Origin of the sequence: Cedecea sp. P7760, assembly GCF_013386425.1 — a bacterium.
GTDB lineage: Bacteria > Pseudomonadota > Gammaproteobacteria > Enterobacterales > Enterobacteriaceae > Cedecea > Cedecea selenatireducens.
The window spans coordinates 43,604-58,561 of the sequence record NZ_JACARU010000001.1 but is presented as its reverse complement, the minus strand read 5'-3'; the positions used below and the strand labels follow the sequence as shown (position 1 = coordinate 58,561).

Here is a 14,958-nt window from a genome sequence, read left to right as displayed (position 1 = left end):
ACGTTTTGCCAGGCGCCCGAGCTGCAGCTGTCGAAATTTGTCCGTCTTAAATCTGTGCGCCGAATTGCACAGTTTGACGACGGTGAAGTGCGCTATGGCGTTCACGTTGAACTGGCCGACGCTGTTGATAATAATTCCTTCAGAATTTTCAAAGATGATAATACAGGTGGATTTGATTTTTATTTATTTTCTACTTCAAATAATGAAGCAGAGCTTGTCCGCTTTAATCTGGATGTCTGTGGTATTCATTTACAGGACATTTTTGAACGGTCAACCGGCTTGTGTCTGTCGTACTGAATTATTTATTAAATATTTCACTTCAGGTTATTAGCCACGAAACCGATTGTGGAATAATAATAAAAAACGACGAGGTGAAATATGAAAAATCTTAATATTCAGATTAACGACATCGCAGCAATTAACACACTTGGTGGATCAATGCTGGCGGATATCATCGCCACCCAATATAAAGTAATTGGTGATAACAAAGACACTGCGGAAATGCCTATGCCGTGTATTGCTTACGGGCAGACCCCTGCAAATATCGACCCAGGCGTCTTCATCAACCGTGTGTACTGCTTGGACAGTCAATCGCTAAGTGCCAGCCTGCGTTACGAGCTGTTTAACGGACTTGCGAACCAGGCGTTTACCTTCTTCTGCCAGTCGGGCTGGTACGGTGCATTCCGGGTGGTGTCTTTCCGTGATAACGGACCTGCCGGACTCCTTAATATCGGCATTGTCCATGAGAAGGTGTTAAACGAATTTTGCGCCGATTTTCCCCGGGCTAATGTCAGCGAAACCGGCTTTAACTGCGGCATGACGTTTGACCAGATCCGGATGTTTATTTCAGACCGGGCCTATCAGATGCCGCTCTACAACAACCAAGATCACTTCGTTAAACTCGCGAAACGCCTTGTGGCCTGACACCCAGTGCCAGGCTCAGGCCTGGCCATTATGAAGGAAATGCCCATGAGCGGATTTTTCAGCAACGAATCACCGTTATCACTGGCTCAAGCCCGCGCCGTTGCCGCCGGTTACCAGAACGTCTTTATCGAAAACCTCCAGCCAGCAGGCCATTTCCAGATTGCCATCCGTAATCATCGCGACCACGATCGCCAGCTGATCTGGCGTAACTGGAATTATGAACCCGATGCCTATGATGCGCTCAATAGCCACCTGCAAAGCCACGGACTGAAGGCCAGCTGATCAGCACAAGAACCCGGTAACTCCGGGTTTCTTTTTATGGACTCAGCTGTCAGTGCTGGCAAACGGGGAAGGGAGTCTGGGTCTGCCCGGGGCCCACAGCTGGTGGTATAAGTCTGACCCGCATGCAGATGGTTTCGCCCGGTGCCGAGATGGCGCCGGGGAACTGAAAAGGTATCTTGCATCCGGAAAGAAATCGTCGTGACCTCCCGACCTGCGTGTAGATATGCCTGGCGGATGCCTGCGGTGTGTCGTCTGTAACTGAACTGAGCCATCTTAATTCGCGATCGAGAGAAAAGGGACGTGCTAGCAAAAATTAAGCGCGAGGGACTTTGATATAAATACTCAGACAATTAACGATGACTCACAGGATTTCACTGGTGCTTATGATTCTCCATATTGTTTTAACCCTCTATGTGGTTGTATGTCTTTTCTGCTGTCTATTTTTGAGAGCCCGTAATAAAAAGGCACTTTGCCATTCCCAGACCGAAGGGCGTCGGTATACGCAGGATAGTAAGAGAGGGGGGATTGCCGACGGAAATGGTTCCTTCTTTACCCCCGATACCTCAGGCGGTGATGGTGGATGTGGGGGTGGTGGTGACGCTGGTGGCGGATGTGGGGGTGGTGGTGATTGATGCTGTTCGCAGGCGTCCGCTGGTGGGGAGCTATCGACATTGGTAATTTTGACGGTTTTTTTCGTAAAGGTTGCGGCCGTGGGCTCTGGCTGGTGGGGCGTGAAGTCAGAGAATCTAAATTAAATCCGTCGTGCAGAAAAGTACCTTTTCTGAATCTGTCAGACGCATCCGGAAAGAAAATATCTCTCGGGGCAGCAAAGGCACGCCGGAGGTGATTTGCAGATTCAAGCGGGAAAGTCTATTTTTCATGCACCGAACCTATTTGGGCTGGGACGGAACCTGGTATAATGGACACATACAAAGGAGGGCATTATGAATACTTTTCTTTACGTACTGGTAGGCTGGATTGTCGTGCTGTATCTGGTTAATAAAGTGCGCGAAAAACGCAGCAAAGCGAAAGCGGTTAAAATCCTGGTGAAACGCAATGGCGTTTATCAAGAAGTGGATGCCGTAATGTTGCCCAAATACCAAGGCAGCGATGTGAGTACAGTTAAGACAGGCAATGAATCAGCCTCGCAATGGTTGAATAAAGAGGATGATATTACTGAACCGGAGTACTACAGTGGCGCTTCATTATTGAAGGCAACGAGAGATTTTGAAGCTCAACAAATGGAACAAAAATTCTAGCTACACTAGCCAGTTTTCACGACTAGGAACTGTTAGTTGAACCCTATTCATTCAGATTTAATAGGGTTGGACGGGAGGAGTTTAATAATGACAACGGCCAACGTAACCACCACTACTATCTACCGCTCCGATGATATTGTGCCTTTTCGTCGGCCACAGGGCGTTCTGGATAATCGTTATATGCCGCAGGCTTATGCTCTGGTACGGAACTGGGCCAGCAAACCAGCGGAGTACGGTTCTGGTGTTCTGGCAACCTACAGACAGGCGGTAGTTAATCTTGCGTATCAGGTTAAAGGGACTCGTGTGATTTTAATTCTGGTTCCCATTGAATGTGAGCCGGTTGGCGTAATCATGACTGACACAGTCTTATGGCCGTCGCTACCCATTGGGGAGGTCATGCAAATTATGCAGGAAGCATGGCAAAATATTCCGGTGTTGAATCCATAAAAAAGCCCCGCATAAATTAGCAGGGCTTTTTTTTACTTTGTCGAACCGAATATTTTACCCGGTAGATGCCGAAGAAAGCGCAAAAGGTTATAGGTAATACGCTGCTCCAATCGCATAGTTGTTTTGTATCTGGTGGTAACGTTGTGGATATGGTCCAGATCAGTATAAAGGCCAGGAGGCTTTCTCTTTAACTTCAGCTCCCCACGGATATAACTTACTGCCTCAGGCTTGAATACAGTTAACTGGCGCCGCTCAGTGACTTTCCGAACAAAATCACCCATACCCATGCAAAGCCAGTCTGGCTTCTCACCTTCAAACTTGCAGGGCCCGTTAATGATGACAACATTGATACACTCCAGTTCGCTGGCGCGTAATGTAGACTGAATGGCCTTGATGTGACCGTAGTTTTGCCTGAACGGGTTTTGTAACTTTAGTGTCCCTGACGATTTCCATTTTCGCCAGTGGCTTTCATCCAGCTTCCCATAGAGCTTTCCAGCATAGTTCTTCTGCTCGATGACGTAGAGCCCATGAGAGGCGATAAGGACGTGATCAATCTGCGTGGTGCCAGTGGCACTAACCGGCAGAGTTAAATCGCTCAGAAGGCCTTCTGCATCATCAGGAAGGTACGCTTCAATTTGCTTGGCCGTCCTGCGTTCAGCAATGGCTGACGATACGAATCCCATCAAGCAATAAAGCACAATGAGTACCAGGGCAATAATACTTATTGCTATCACCCGCCACGCCATCAGGATCACGTCCATCTTATTTCACCGTCGGATAGCTGGTGGCCTGAACAGAATCAAGTAACCGGGAGGTTGTGCCCGCCAGCGTTTCGATGTTGGTTGACAGGCTCATTAACATACCGAGCGCGGAGCGAAGCGATCGTTGCGGCTCGTTGTACGTTTTGAATGTAGTGGTCGAATACATTTGAGACAGACGCGAACGGACCTCGACTGGTGTCAGGTCACCGTCGATGAGACCGTACTGGATTGCTTGCTGCGTTGTCCATACCCGGCCGGAATACAGAGCGACAGCATTTGCCTCCGGGCGGCTAATTAGTTTGTAACCCCGGCCTTGCTCAACGTCCGAAATAAATTTTTCATGCATGGAATCCAGGATTTGCTTCTGCATAAAATCCCGGGTGGCCTCGGAAAGCGGATGATAAGGGTCGAGTGCAGCTTTAAATTCCCCTGCTGTGAGCGGCTCATTTTTAACACCGACCGTATCCATGACGCGGGACAGGTTCCAGTGATCCATTCGTACGCCGATCGAGCCGGTCAGAGCGCTGCTATCTGCATAAATGGCGTCAGCAGGGGACACGGCGTAGTAGCACGCTGAAGCACAAATGCCTTTGACGCTAACGATAATAGGCTTATAGCTGGTTTCCATATCGGCAATGAAACGGCCACTCCCGGCGGAGAGGACCTCCAGGGTATTGCGTTTCGATTGTTCGGCATTGATATCGTCCTGCGAGCGTGAAGCACTGGTATCACCCGTATTACGGGTCTTGCTTGCGGATTCCGCATGTGAAATACGTTCAATCTTCTGCTGGTGGCTTCGAAGTGCATTAATCTGGCGATAAATAATAATCGCGTCTGAAGGTCCGCCACCACCTGACTCCGCCTCGATAATGACAGCTTTGGCATGCGGGTTGTTGTACGCTTTTGCCAGTGCTGCGGCTATCACAGAACCGTCACCGGCCTCTGACCCGGTGCCCATTTCTCCCGATATGCGCACGACGGCAATATGATCCATTCGTCCTTCTGATTCCTGATACTTATCGTAAATATTAAAGGCCGAAACCCCTGCTGCTGCTAATGCCAGAAGGGAAATAACCACTTTTGAGGTGGTATGGATTCGGAACATCTTATAAAAACGGTCAGCGTTCTCATCAAGCGATTCTTTGATATTGGCAGGTGACTTCTTATTTTTACGGTTAAACATCTGACCACCTTATTACATAAGTTTTTGAAAGTTAGACCACAAGCGGTTGAGTGCAATTCCCAATATCAGCAATGCGACAGGGGGGAACAGTTGAGCGATATTGTTAAAAAGAGACATATTAGGCATTGAGAGGTAAACAAAGGTTAATGCACCAATTATCCAGAAGGCTCTGAACCAGATCCTGTAAAACTGAACGGTTACATTACCGAAAACGTAACGTTTTAATTTCCATTGATACATGCCGTCAGCGAGCATAGCAATTAAGTAAGGTGAAAACACAATCAGCCAGCCGAGTATCAGATTCCAGCGGAAAATGGACTGATAAATGAGCAAGGGGAGATTCTTTGCCACAGTGTAGTTTACCGATGACATCTTCTCTGCAACGTAATTCAGCCCACGCGCAGGTTTCGTCGTTTCCGGGATCAGTATCGTATTCAGATATTCGATCAGCTTATAGTCATTAATCAGAGTCGACAAAGTAGCTTCACTATTTGCAATAACCGACAACCACCGGTCATTAGAAATGAGGCTACGACTGGCGTTCACCTCCTGAGTGATTTGTTGCTTTAGATCGTCAGTATTCTGGAAGCCCAGACTATAAATAAGATAAAGCATCATCCCTAAAAAAAGCAGTCCTCTGATGAATACTGCCCGTGCAGAATTATCCGCAGCCATTTGCGTCCCTCCACTCCCTGAATAAGTCTAATCGGTCGCCATGGTCGCGGTAGTGGCTTCGCCAGATTGTTGGCACACCCAGCAACCAGTGGTATTGCTGCGGGATTATGTGGTTGATCAGGCTGAACTCAGCCAGTTCCTTATGCTCCGGACTTTTCCAATGAATTTGACCGGGTTCAGGAACATAGACACAGGCTTTTTCCTTTGCAGCCTGACGGCTAAACTCAACAAAATTAATCCCCCAGGGCGTCCAGTGTCGGTATCTCCCGGTGATCCCTGTATTAAATACCGGGAGCGTTAGCATGGTGTCTGCGTAGGTTGAGATGACCTTTTTGCACACACAAGGGCTATCAATTTGCTCCCGGTCGAGGTGTGTTAATAGTGCCCGGTCCATAATGTGGTTGAACATATTGGCATATAGCCCGGTCGGGTCGGGCAGGCGGTCAATCGCCGAGATTAGTTTAAATTTGATACGAGAGAGAAACGCCGAGTCTTCTATGGTAAGAATGTGACTTAATGTGGTTTCAGGGTGAATGAGTGGCTTATTGCGTTGTACTTGTTTAAACGTGACGCTGTCAGGCAGCGTAATAAACGCCGATGCAGCACTCGTAAAATTGACAAAATAGGGAAGTAAATAACTCCCCAGCATTTTTGAATTTTTATCAACAAGGCGGCGGCGCTCTTCAGAATTGTCGAATGTAATGCGAAAACCAATAAATTTTCGCTGTCCGTCTTCGCTCGTAAGAAGAGACTGAACCCATTCATCACAAGGTCCCTGAGCTACGGACCAGTAACTTGTTTCATGGTCACCGTATTCATTGCTGGTGGACAGTTCCCCTTGGAGCAGAAAAAGCTCGGAAAGGATAATAGCCAGCGCTGATAAAGACTCAGCATCGTTGTCATGGCAAAATTGCCCCACAGATTTCAAAGCACCTTTTTCAATCCCTGCCAGACGGTCACGAACATCCTGCGAATCGGCAAACTTCAGGCCTAATGACTGCATACGCCGTTTAACAAGCGAACGGCTTTTACTGACTTTCAGAGATGAACTGAAAATTTGATTTTGTGTCAGAGTAATTTGCTCGTCCATCAATGCAATTTCCTTAGATGTTTATTTAAATAGTCTAAACCCACATTCTGACGCAAAGTTACTTTTCCGGCGGGTTTCAGGAACATCTCCAATAATGTTGTATTGGGTCTCATCGAGTTTTCACTTACGGCAATCGGGATCTGCCCGACGACTTTACGACCATCCTGAAGTCTGGCCACAATATGAAATTTTGGAACCTGGCCTAAAAGCTCTTTCGGAATACTTTCTTCCAGCGTTGTTTGCTTTCTTTCTGATATCGAACCAGAGAAGTTATTATGCGGCAAAGTGGTTTCTGATCCTGTCGTATACGTGACCATATTTGTACTAATTGGACTTTTACCAAAGTTTTCTACAACCAGCGTTTGCGTTGGGGTGTCGTTTACCCGCAGGCTAATGTAATTGTTACACAGACCCGTAATACGATTTGCAGTCTCAATGTTTGCTGCTGCAATAAAATCGGAAATGGTTTGCGTGCAAATAAACAATGCAATTTGTGCGGCACGACCCTGAGCGAGTAAGTTTATCATTGAATTGTTGATTGCGGAGTGTGCTTCGTCGACGAAAATACTGATCCTTGAATGTGAGGACATATCACCATCATCAGAGTTATAGCGACTACCCGCGCAGGACGTCAGGTCTGACATTATCAACTGCGAAATAGCCCGGGCGGATTCCGGGTTGGAAAGACCATCGAGCGAGATATAGAGAACACCTCCGGTACTGAATATTCCATCTGAAGTGACTATTTCACGCGAAGTGAGTGAATTAGGTGACGGCGAAAGCAATTCATTCAGTGGTTGTTCGGTCAGACGACTGAACAGCGGCATAATACCCGCTGTCATTTTTGACATGTGCTCAGGATCAGACAAAGAATAATCTACTAACCGGCCGACGGTATCAATCCAATCAATGGGCTCGGCACCTTCATAATTCAAGAAGTGGGCAGAAAACCATTCAACAAGGCGCTTAAAGCGGACTTGTAGAGTATCATTCGAAGAATATTTCACCTTTTCCATCCATACATCGGGCCCGTAGTGCCGTGCATAACAGCATTCCAGAACTTTTACGGTGAGGTTCAGGATTGCCATGTGGCTTTTCATGTTTTTATGAATGAGATATATCGACGGTTTTTTATCCGTGTAAGACAGACCGGTGATCACAGTTGAAACGAGAGCCTCGGCATATTGTACGAATGGGTTAACTTCCCCGGGAACCGAAACCAGACTAAGAAGGCGTGAGGTGAGGTCCGAAACATTGGTATAAGCGTTGCAGACATCAATACACACTGAAGAAGAAGGCTGGGCAGGGTGAAACTTATAAAATGGCAACCCAAGTTCCGCCGCTTCATCCATAAGTGACTGCCGCCAATCTGCGTCGTTCTTTGGATCAATAACCACAATGACGTGGCCTAAATGCAGCATACTGATGCTCAATAACCGCTGAAGGACTGTTTTACCGGTACCGACGTTTCCGGTAATGAGGGTATGGCCGAACCAGTTATCTTCGGTAACAAAAATTGGCGCCCGTTTATCAACAGCAAAAATGGCGTTACTGCCACCCATGGATCTGGCCATCGCCTCAAAATGCCGCGCTATGGGGTTTAGGGCAAATGGCAGGGCTATCTCTCTTTTATCGCTTGAGAGATTGGCAATTTGATACGCGCGATCTGCATGCTCGGGACCCCATTCAAAGCCGTTACAGAAGTAGGTTTTTCTGTCCGGTACCTGACGGTTGGATTTTTTATACTCTTGTACCAGCTGGCGGTACTTTCGCTCGTTAGAGAAAAAGTTACTTTTGTTGATCGACCTGAGCGATTTAAGGCTAATAAACATAATCTGGCGCTGAAACACGCGCCAGTGCGCCATCAAATAAGGGTATGCCGTTTTACAGCGGTACAAACAAACCAAAAGCATGAAGGCAGCGGTATACAAAATGATGGGGGCAATATTCAACCCATCTGATCGAAACCCCATAAACAGCATTATTATGGCGCAAATTAAAAGTACTGAGGCACTTCTGTACTCCAATATCGGCCTGTAAAAGTTTTCCTGGGCGTGCAGGTTGGTCCTTTTTGATTTTGCCATTATAGATTCCCTACATCTTTAAGTGTGTTAATGATTAACTCAATATCGACCTTTGCCCGGTCGGATGCGGCTACCAGAGTTGGCATGTTGAATGCGAAACATTTTGTATTGACTATGGCGCCGGAGGTGACCTGGTATTGAGGAAGCTGGTTAAAAAGCTCAGGCGCATTTAACTGCGTCCCGTATTTTTCAACACATGACTGGGTCAGAAAAAAGGTGTTCTGGGTCAAAACCATGAATCGGTTTTTCCGCTTTCTTTTAAACGACCCAGATAACTTAGTCAGAATGTGGTGAAGCATTGTGGCAATTTCGACGTATTCAAGTTCTGTAACTTCACCGCCACTTAGCAGGGTAAAATCTTCCAGTGTCTCCTTTTCTTCTGCACCAGGTTGGTCAACGGCAATAGGAGCCTGAACTGTGGCAGAGTTGGATCGATTAAAGGCTTCTTTCACTGGAGTCGTGACCGGCGGATTTTCATGCTTCTTCTCTGCTTGAGTGTTTACCGCAAACAGACGAGCCAGGGCCGGAGATAGATGGTTCGCTTTCTCCCCGGCGGGTTCCGATTTTATAGGGTCCTGTGATGACACAGGACTTGTTAAAATTACTTCTTTCCCGGTTGTATTGGGAGCTGGTGGCTCTCTGGTATCCTCAGGATCATTCAATTTACCGGGCGCAACGACCTGGTCTGTTTCATCATGGAATTCGGCGACATCGCTATTTTTCGCCTCAGGCTGGGGGGGTTCAACCACAGAGTTGTCGGCGACTATAAAGTCAGAATATGCCTCACTATCGCTATCTAGGGTTTCTTCCAGCAGGTGGCCATATTGCTCATACTCAGAAGCAGTGACGGTCTCCGGTTCGGAGTGGGCGTTAATCTGTTCAGCTACCGAGTTGGCCTCTACAGCCTGGGGGGTATTCAGTCGCGCCGGAGGGAGATCAAGCGGTGTTTGTGGGGGCGAAACCGCTTCGTTTAATGATGGACTTTCAGGGATATCCAACGGCTGGTACATTGACGTATCAAAAAGCGACTTCAGCGTAGAAGTGGTTCGGGGTTCCGAGGTGCTCACCTGAATACCAGCACAGTTATCCCCCAGTTGTATCAGGCGTAGATTGTTTACGTCACGGACTATCCACATACCATCCAGTGATCCATCACGGTACGTCAGCTGGAAAAAGGGCCCATCACAAAATGCCGCCTCATCAATACCAGGGATTAACGCAATAGCAGCATCGAGATTAAGGTAAGGTACGGAATCAATATTAATGACTGCGTTGTGGGGCAGTGGGGCGCTCAGAAGCATTTCATGCAGCTGCTCGACCAGACGCATCTGACTCTGCTCTTCATGTTCCTCTACCCGTTCCTTTTCATCCAAGCCGCCTGTTCCGGCTGTATCTGTTGGCGTAGTAACCTGCGGATCAATAATATCGGTTGCTTTATCCGTGCCAGCCGCCTCCACACTTTCTGTGATGGCTTCAGTATTTTCACTGCTTTTACCGTTGACACTGTCGGCATCAGGGCCGTTCACGAGTTTGAGTCCGTATTGTGGAGTATCTTCAATGGCGTCGCTTACGGTGTCCGTTACTCTGGTAACAGACTCACGACCCGGGACCGGCCTTCTGTATTCTGTTACAGTTTTCTGTTCATCAATATAGATGAAATCTTTATTTGCATTAACGCTGAAGAGGCCCGGAACAGAATCCGGGATTTTATATGAGTCAAAAATTAACCCGATCCAGCGAAGTTTCAGGAGATTATAAAATTCCAGCTTACCGATACCGTTTCGGAAGATGCTGGCTATTTCATTTTCCGAGTATGTCCCGGGAATAAAATAATGAACCACACGCTCATCATCGTAAGGCTCAACATAACCCCGTTGAACCAGCGACTCTACTAGTACAGTTTTACCTGCATCCCCCTGTGGGAAGTTGAACTTGTGGGCCGCAAAATCACTAAGTACAAAGTCGAGGAAGGCGTTTTCATTGAGGTAAACTTCACCGTTTACAATAATGATGTGCATGGGTTTGGATTTATAGTTATTAATATTAATACTGGTGAAGTTATGCTTAATGGTACCTATTGCTCTTGCCGCAGCATCATTCGACCGCAGACCCATTATCGGGTCCCTCAATACATTAAGGTCAGTTCCCGTTGAATAATAATCTGAGGTTCTTACACATTTGGACAGAAAGTCATTGCCATCGTTATAGACATTCAGTGCCGTAACCATTTTTGCATAGACGCGCTCCTTTTTGACTCGGTCGAGGAATGACATACAGACCGGATCTAATATTCTCTCAAGGAAAACGCTTGACCATATATTATGTTGGTTATGAATGCGTTTTCGCCAATGTATTTCATATTCGACAACATTGTTTTCACGTGCCCAGTCAAGCAGGCTTTGCGAGCTTGGCGCCCATGTTAAAGTTTCATTCAGATTCAGACTTACTATATCGAGGTCATATACCTTTCCGGCATCATGCACAAGGCCACAGATAAAAGCGGCATAGAGATATACTTTTCGGCGAATGACTTCTTCATCCTGATACCCAATTGGGCGCAATTCAGAATGATTGGCATTTTTTAAAGAAATCATTGCAACTTCCAGGCTATGTGACAACAATCCGCCAATACCATTATGGTGGTGGTTTTCTGAAGCAGGAAGTAAATGAATCCAACGGATGTATTCAATCAATGGTTTTAAAACCAGATTGGTGAAGGTAAAGGCATCCTCACGGATGTCTCCATCACTTATTGCCAGCATCATAGAGATTGAGTGCAGTTTATCTCTGTAAAGAGAAAGAATAGACTGCTCATTAAACGTTTGTATCCCAGCTGGCCGAGTTGGGTACTCAATGAATTTCAGGACTTCAAGATTCGGGTGATCCGGTACAGTGTATTTCTGATCCCCTATAATCTGAGCAAATGGTGAAAGACTCGAAACATCCTTCATCATTAACTCAGCCACATCATTCTCCCTACTGGAGAAGATGCCTAAAACTCTTTGTATACTTAGGAATAGCGCCCTGAAATTCATCAAATAATCCTTATTGGCGTTTACCAGATAGTTCCGCAGCAATATATGCCTGCACGCTTTTGTACTGTTTTACCTTTTCGATAAACTCATCAGGACTGTAAGAACCTTTTACACGGCGCGACACGTTAAGTGTTTTTTTGACCCGTTCGATATACATGTTGAGACTTCGGATAATATTGTGCGCCATTACGTTGTAATCGCTAACCGGCAGCTGACCCAGAGAGTTGAATTTATACATCTGGGTCAGAAGGTTGTTCATTTCAAAGATGTGCTTATAAAATCGCATCGTGTTCTGGTTGTTGAAGTTTAACTGGACAGATTCAAATCTGAACGGAGAAAACTCAGTTGATGAGAAGAATGGATCACTTTCATCAACCTTAATAGTGGCGATGTGGGCCTCCAGATTCTGCTTCATCAAATTGTTTTCGTCGTGCAATTCATTAAACCAGTCCTGAATTGCCTGCACCAATTCAGGGTGTTTTACCGCATTAACCGTCCTGAATAATGATGAAATAGCAATGCTAACATCATTAAAGCCTCTTATTACGGAACGATTCCGTGCCGTAAGAAATCGGTTAAAGTCTGGCGTGCCTGGAGTAATAGTTACTGTTGCCATGCCGTAATGTTCATTTTTACTTTGCGTGGCTCTTCGGCTATCTTCAGGAGTCTGAGAGGAGCGGGCATTTACATCAGGTGTCTTCTGCTTGCTTTCATTAATTGTTACGTCGGTCATTGTGCCACCTCTGATTTTGAGTATTTACGGATTTTGCGTCCCAGTTCGATATACGCAGTATGATAGAACTCAAGTAATTCTCTGTAGGGTTCTAGTACTCCCTCCGTTTTTTCGATCATTTCATATTCCCAGAAGGCATGATTAACAAAGCAGCTTTTCGAATATTTTCCGCTTTTCATCGCAGAAATCCGTTTCGACATATGACTGGGAGACCTGGTTTTAAACGGGCTGAACTTATGCCAGGTGATTGTAACTTTTTTGGCATTACCGATTAATTCAATTTTCGGCGCATACGAACCCAGATACTCACGCTTTAGCGTATTGTTAGGCCGGGGTAAATTAATCTCCAGATGATTCCGTTCTTTCCACTCGATCCAGTAATTTGTGCAAAGGTCTTCAGCTGCCTCCCGCAGAACCTCGATTTGTGAACGCATCAAACTGCGTGATAATTCTAGTGACTTTATTAGTTTCGAATTAGACATGTGACCTCCTGATGTGAAATCACTATACCGAAGTGGTTTTTATTTTTTTTTCACAAACAGGACTTTTTTCCGTGATTTTTATCGAGAATTTTGAGGTGGGGCTTCGGAGGCGTGAGGAATACAGATAGTGCGCAGCTCCAGATGAACACGGGAACGGCTGAGATGGGCGCATTTAAGCGCGGCAGAAAAGTAACTTTTTCTGCCATGGGTATTTTGAGACCGTGATCTGAAAAGTGCTGTTTTACTTACTAAGTTATACATATATCTAGTGCCACTTTTTAAACAAAAGTGACCCTATGTTTTTTGCGCATAGTGCCACTTTTAAAAAAAGTGACCCTATGTAGTAGTCATGTTAATCAATCGGAAAAATATTCATCCTGAATCGCTTTTTTCGCTAATGTTATTGCCGCTTAATGCCGATAACGATTCGGGCTTTGCTATTTTTTTAAGCGATTAAAATTTCGTTAGCAAGCGCAGGGTTTTTTGATAAAATTCTGGTTAGTTTGGTCAAAAAGTGTTACAAGTAAGGCCAATGGATGAATGGTTAGTTTTAAGACTCAAATAGGCAGTATTAAAATTCCAAAAGTTACTTTTCATCATTCAAAAACCAAACTTTAATTTCATGTAGAAGATTAGTACAATTGTATTGACGCAAGGACAATCCGCACATGTCAGAATCAGATAACATAACGCGTAACCTACTCGGTAAACTATTACGTACCGAGATTTCGATTATTCGTAGTTACCGTGCATTCCTAATGTTATTGCCTATTCACGGATCTTCTATGTATCAAACAGGGTCTCCACTCCTGCAACGCCGTCTATTTGGAACCGGGTTTGGGGCAATGGCTGATAATGCATTCGAAGTTGAAACACGTCCCGGAAGTTTCCTCGTTCCACGTTCTTTAGGTAAAGAGATCTCGTGGGATAAATTTTTTATGGCCGTTGTTGATGGTGACACTAACGTTATCCGTGAATATGACAGTGACGATACTGACTTCGGCATTTACAATGCAGGGGAAAAAGTTACTTTGTTGAATGGGCAGGAAGATTGTTATAATCCGAGCAAAATTCAGCAGTTACGCTCCAAGTGTGTAGACATACAAAATGATTATTTTATGCAGATCTTCTTTATGTCAATGCTTGCACCTGAGTTTGTCATTATATTTTTTGGATTAAAGCCTGCTACCGTAGATGCAATAAAAGATGTTGGTGTGTCATCACTCAAAGCAATTAACGATGTCGTTCTATTCCCACGAATAATTGCCTTTACACCGGGGTTGGGGGATGATAGTGCAACATTAAAATCTAAGGTGTTTGCCTGGGCATACGAATTATCTGCCGACATTCGTTTGGGTAAAGTTAGTGACGACTTAATGGAACTATTGCGTTACGACACTATGTTTACATGCCACCGTCAGGATGTGTTCAACTCTTTGGCAAATAAAGTGCTCTTGAAGGATTAATAAAAATGGCTAAAGTCGATCAAACTAAAGCTAACATGTTGTTGAGCGCTACAAAAACGATGTCACTTGGTGCGAATAAAAACTCAATAAGAATTCTTTATGGAAGCCATGTTGCAGAAAATATTGATTTCAGATCGGAACCTCAACAAAACGTTAAAAAAGGTATTCGAGGGTGGAGTCGTCGTTCGGATAACCGCAGAGCATTTTCTGCGGTTATTGATGTCGCGGTAAATTACTTCGGTTTTGATCCTATTCATCCGGAATCCAGCTTCCGCAATATTGACTTCAACCGAATCATGAGCGTGCTGCATAACCTTGGGTATTTCGTCTGCGCCCCTGAGGTCAATAAAATCATTGAGATCCTCACGTCAATGAAAGAAATAGAGGAACTCGAAACTTGTGCGAAATGCAAGCGGCCTTACATTGTCCCGTATACCAATGATACTCATTGCCCTCGGTGCAGATTGTCGTCAACGGTCTCTGCAATAGCGAGATATTCTCAGGAGGAGTTAGATTAGCTATTACTTTATGTGAGTG

16 protein-coding genes are annotated in these 14,958 nt (G+C 45.4%); 8 read left to right on the top strand and 8 right to left on the bottom strand.

The window, feature by feature from the left end; translation table 11 throughout:
- The 6 genes from HX778_RS00290 to HX778_RS00265 form a co-directional block, all read left to right on the top strand.
- A partial coding sequence (locus HX778_RS00290) for a hypothetical protein (protein ID WP_176981024.1) occupies nucleotides 1–297 on the top strand: 297 nt, incomplete at its 5' end.
- An 81-nt stretch (nucleotides 298–378) separates the two neighbouring features.
- Entirely contained in the window at nucleotides 379–924 is a 546-nt protein-coding gene (locus HX778_RS00285; protein ID WP_032610473.1) for a hypothetical protein, read from the top strand.
- 45 nt (nucleotides 925–969) lie between these two features.
- Nucleotides 970–1,206: a DUF905 family protein gene (locus HX778_RS00280; protein ID WP_032610472.1), complete on the top strand. Its 237-nt coding sequence runs from the start codon at nucleotides 970–972 to the stop codon at nucleotides 1,204–1,206.
- 537 nt (nucleotides 1,207–1,743) lie between these two features.
- Nucleotides 1,744–1,884, top strand: coding sequence for a hypothetical protein (locus tag HX778_RS00275; RefSeq protein ID WP_154591402.1), 141 nt, complete (start codon nucleotides 1,744–1,746; stop codon nucleotides 1,882–1,884).
- Between the two features lie 266 nt (nucleotides 1,885–2,150).
- Nucleotides 2,151–2,465 (top strand): hypothetical protein, encoded by a 315-nt coding sequence (locus HX778_RS00270; RefSeq protein WP_015063011.1) that lies wholly within the window; start codon nucleotides 2,151–2,153, stop codon nucleotides 2,463–2,465.
- A gap of 87 nt (nucleotides 2,466–2,552) precedes the next feature.
- On the top strand, nucleotides 2,553–2,912 hold the full coding sequence (locus HX778_RS00265) for a hypothetical protein (RefSeq protein ID WP_015063010.1): 360 nt from the start codon (nucleotides 2,553–2,555) through the stop codon (nucleotides 2,910–2,912).
- Nucleotides 2,913–2,944: 32 nt separating this feature from the next.
- On the opposite strand, the gene HX778_RS00260 is transcribed toward HX778_RS00265, so the two are convergent.
- Genes HX778_RS00260 through mobI form a run of 8 tightly spaced genes read right to left on the bottom strand, consistent with a single transcriptional unit; the run spans nucleotide 2,945 to nucleotide 12,955 of the window.
- On the bottom strand, nucleotides 2,945–3,673 hold the full coding sequence (locus HX778_RS00260) for a nuclease-related domain-containing protein (RefSeq protein ID WP_176981023.1): 729 nt from the start codon (nucleotides 3,671–3,673) through the stop codon (nucleotides 2,945–2,947).
- Nucleotide 3,674: 1 nt separating this feature from the next.
- Nucleotides 3,675–4,856, bottom strand: coding sequence for a S49 family peptidase (locus HX778_RS00255; protein WP_040113315.1), 1,182 nt, complete (start codon nucleotides 4,854–4,856; stop codon nucleotides 3,675–3,677).
- Nucleotides 4,857–4,868: 12 nt separating this feature from the next.
- Nucleotides 4,869–5,531, bottom strand: coding sequence for a DUF4400 domain-containing protein (locus HX778_RS00250; RefSeq protein ID WP_015063007.1), 663 nt, complete (start codon nucleotides 5,529–5,531; stop codon nucleotides 4,869–4,871).
- The gene (locus HX778_RS00245) at nucleotides 5,518–6,621 is read right to left on the bottom strand and encodes a hypothetical protein (RefSeq protein ID WP_015063006.1); all 1,104 of its coding nucleotides are present in this window, start codon (nucleotides 6,619–6,621) and stop codon (nucleotides 5,518–5,520) included. The genes HX778_RS00250 and HX778_RS00245 overlap by 14 nt, the downstream gene beginning before the upstream one ends.
- On the bottom strand, nucleotides 6,621–8,705 hold the full coding sequence (gene traD / locus HX778_RS00240) for a conjugative transfer system coupling protein TraD (protein ID WP_040113316.1): 2,085 nt from the start codon (nucleotides 8,703–8,705) through the stop codon (nucleotides 6,621–6,623). The genes HX778_RS00245 and traD overlap by 1 nt, the downstream gene beginning before the upstream one ends.
- Complete coding sequence (gene mobH, locus HX778_RS00235) at nucleotides 8,705–11,740, bottom strand: MobH family relaxase (RefSeq protein WP_015063004.1); 3,036 nt, start codon at nucleotides 11,738–11,740, stop codon at nucleotides 8,705–8,707. The genes traD and mobH overlap by 1 nt, the downstream gene beginning before the upstream one ends.
- A 10-nt stretch (nucleotides 11,741–11,750) precedes the next feature.
- Nucleotides 11,751–12,473, bottom strand: a complete 723-nt coding sequence (locus HX778_RS00230) for a hypothetical protein (RefSeq protein ID WP_015063003.1) — start codon at nucleotides 12,471–12,473, stop codon at nucleotides 11,751–11,753.
- Nucleotides 12,470–12,955, bottom strand: coding sequence for a conjugative transfer protein MobI(A/C) (gene mobI, locus HX778_RS00225; RefSeq protein WP_015063002.1), 486 nt, complete (start codon nucleotides 12,953–12,955; stop codon nucleotides 12,470–12,472). The genes HX778_RS00230 and mobI overlap by 4 nt, the downstream gene beginning before the upstream one ends.
- Before the next feature lie 668 nt (nucleotides 12,956–13,623).
- Here mobI and HX778_RS00220 point away from each other — a divergent pair.
- Nucleotides 13,624–14,421 carry a trhR gene (locus HX778_RS00220; RefSeq protein ID WP_176981022.1) on the top strand — a complete coding sequence of 266 codons (798 nt, stop codon included), beginning with the start codon at nucleotides 13,624–13,626 and terminating at the stop codon, nucleotides 14,419–14,421.
- Between the two features lie 5 nt (nucleotides 14,422–14,426).
- Nucleotides 14,427–14,939: a hypothetical protein gene (locus tag HX778_RS00215; RefSeq protein WP_015063000.1), complete on the top strand. Its 513-nt coding sequence runs from the start codon at nucleotides 14,427–14,429 to the stop codon at nucleotides 14,937–14,939.
- Nucleotides 14,940–14,958: the final 19 nt, after the last annotated feature.

Excerpts from the sequence above, each read along its gene's own strand:
- HX778_RS00255 (WP_040113315.1), bottom strand. The coding sequence starts at position 4,856 with ATGTTTAACCGTAAAAATAAGAAGTCACCTGCCAATATCAAAGAATCG.
- HX778_RS00245 (WP_015063006.1), bottom strand. The coding sequence starts at position 6,621 with ATGGACGAGCAAATTACTCTGACACAAAATCAAATTTTCAGTTCATCT.
- mobH (WP_015063004.1), bottom strand. The coding sequence starts at position 11,740 with ATGAATTTCAGGGCGCTATTCCTAAGTATACAAAGAGTTTTAGGCATC.
- HX778_RS00215 (WP_015063000.1), top strand. The coding sequence starts at position 14,427 with ATGGCTAAAGTCGATCAAACTAAAGCTAACATGTTGTTGAGCGCTACA.
- HX778_RS00275 (WP_154591402.1), top strand. The coding sequence starts at position 1,744 with ATGGTTCCTTCTTTACCCCCGATACCTCAGGCGGTGATGGTGGATGTG.
- traD (WP_040113316.1), bottom strand. The coding sequence starts at position 8,705 with ATGGCAAAATCAAAAAGGACCAACCTGCACGCCCAGGAAAACTTTTAC.
- HX778_RS00285 (WP_032610473.1), top strand. The coding sequence starts at position 379 with ATGAAAAATCTTAATATTCAGATTAACGACATCGCAGCAATTAACACA.
- HX778_RS00250 (WP_015063007.1), bottom strand. The coding sequence starts at position 5,531 with ATGGCTGCGGATAATTCTGCACGGGCAGTATTCATCAGAGGACTGCTT.
- HX778_RS00260 (WP_176981023.1), bottom strand. The coding sequence starts at position 3,673 with ATGGACGTGATCCTGATGGCGTGGCGGGTGATAGCAATAAGTATTATT.
- mobI (WP_015063002.1), bottom strand. The coding sequence starts at position 12,955 with ATGTCTAATTCGAAACTAATAAAGTCACTAGAATTATCACGCAGTTTG.
- HX778_RS00220 (WP_176981022.1), top strand. The coding sequence starts at position 13,624 with ATGTCAGAATCAGATAACATAACGCGTAACCTACTCGGTAAACTATTA.
- HX778_RS00270 (WP_015063011.1), top strand. The coding sequence starts at position 2,151 with ATGAATACTTTTCTTTACGTACTGGTAGGCTGGATTGTCGTGCTGTAT.
- HX778_RS00265 (WP_015063010.1), top strand. The coding sequence starts at position 2,553 with ATGACAACGGCCAACGTAACCACCACTACTATCTACCGCTCCGATGAT.
- HX778_RS00280 (WP_032610472.1), top strand. The coding sequence starts at position 970 with ATGAGCGGATTTTTCAGCAACGAATCACCGTTATCACTGGCTCAAGCC.
- HX778_RS00230 (WP_015063003.1), bottom strand. The coding sequence starts at position 12,473 with ATGACCGACGTAACAATTAATGAAAGCAAGCAGAAGACACCTGATGTA.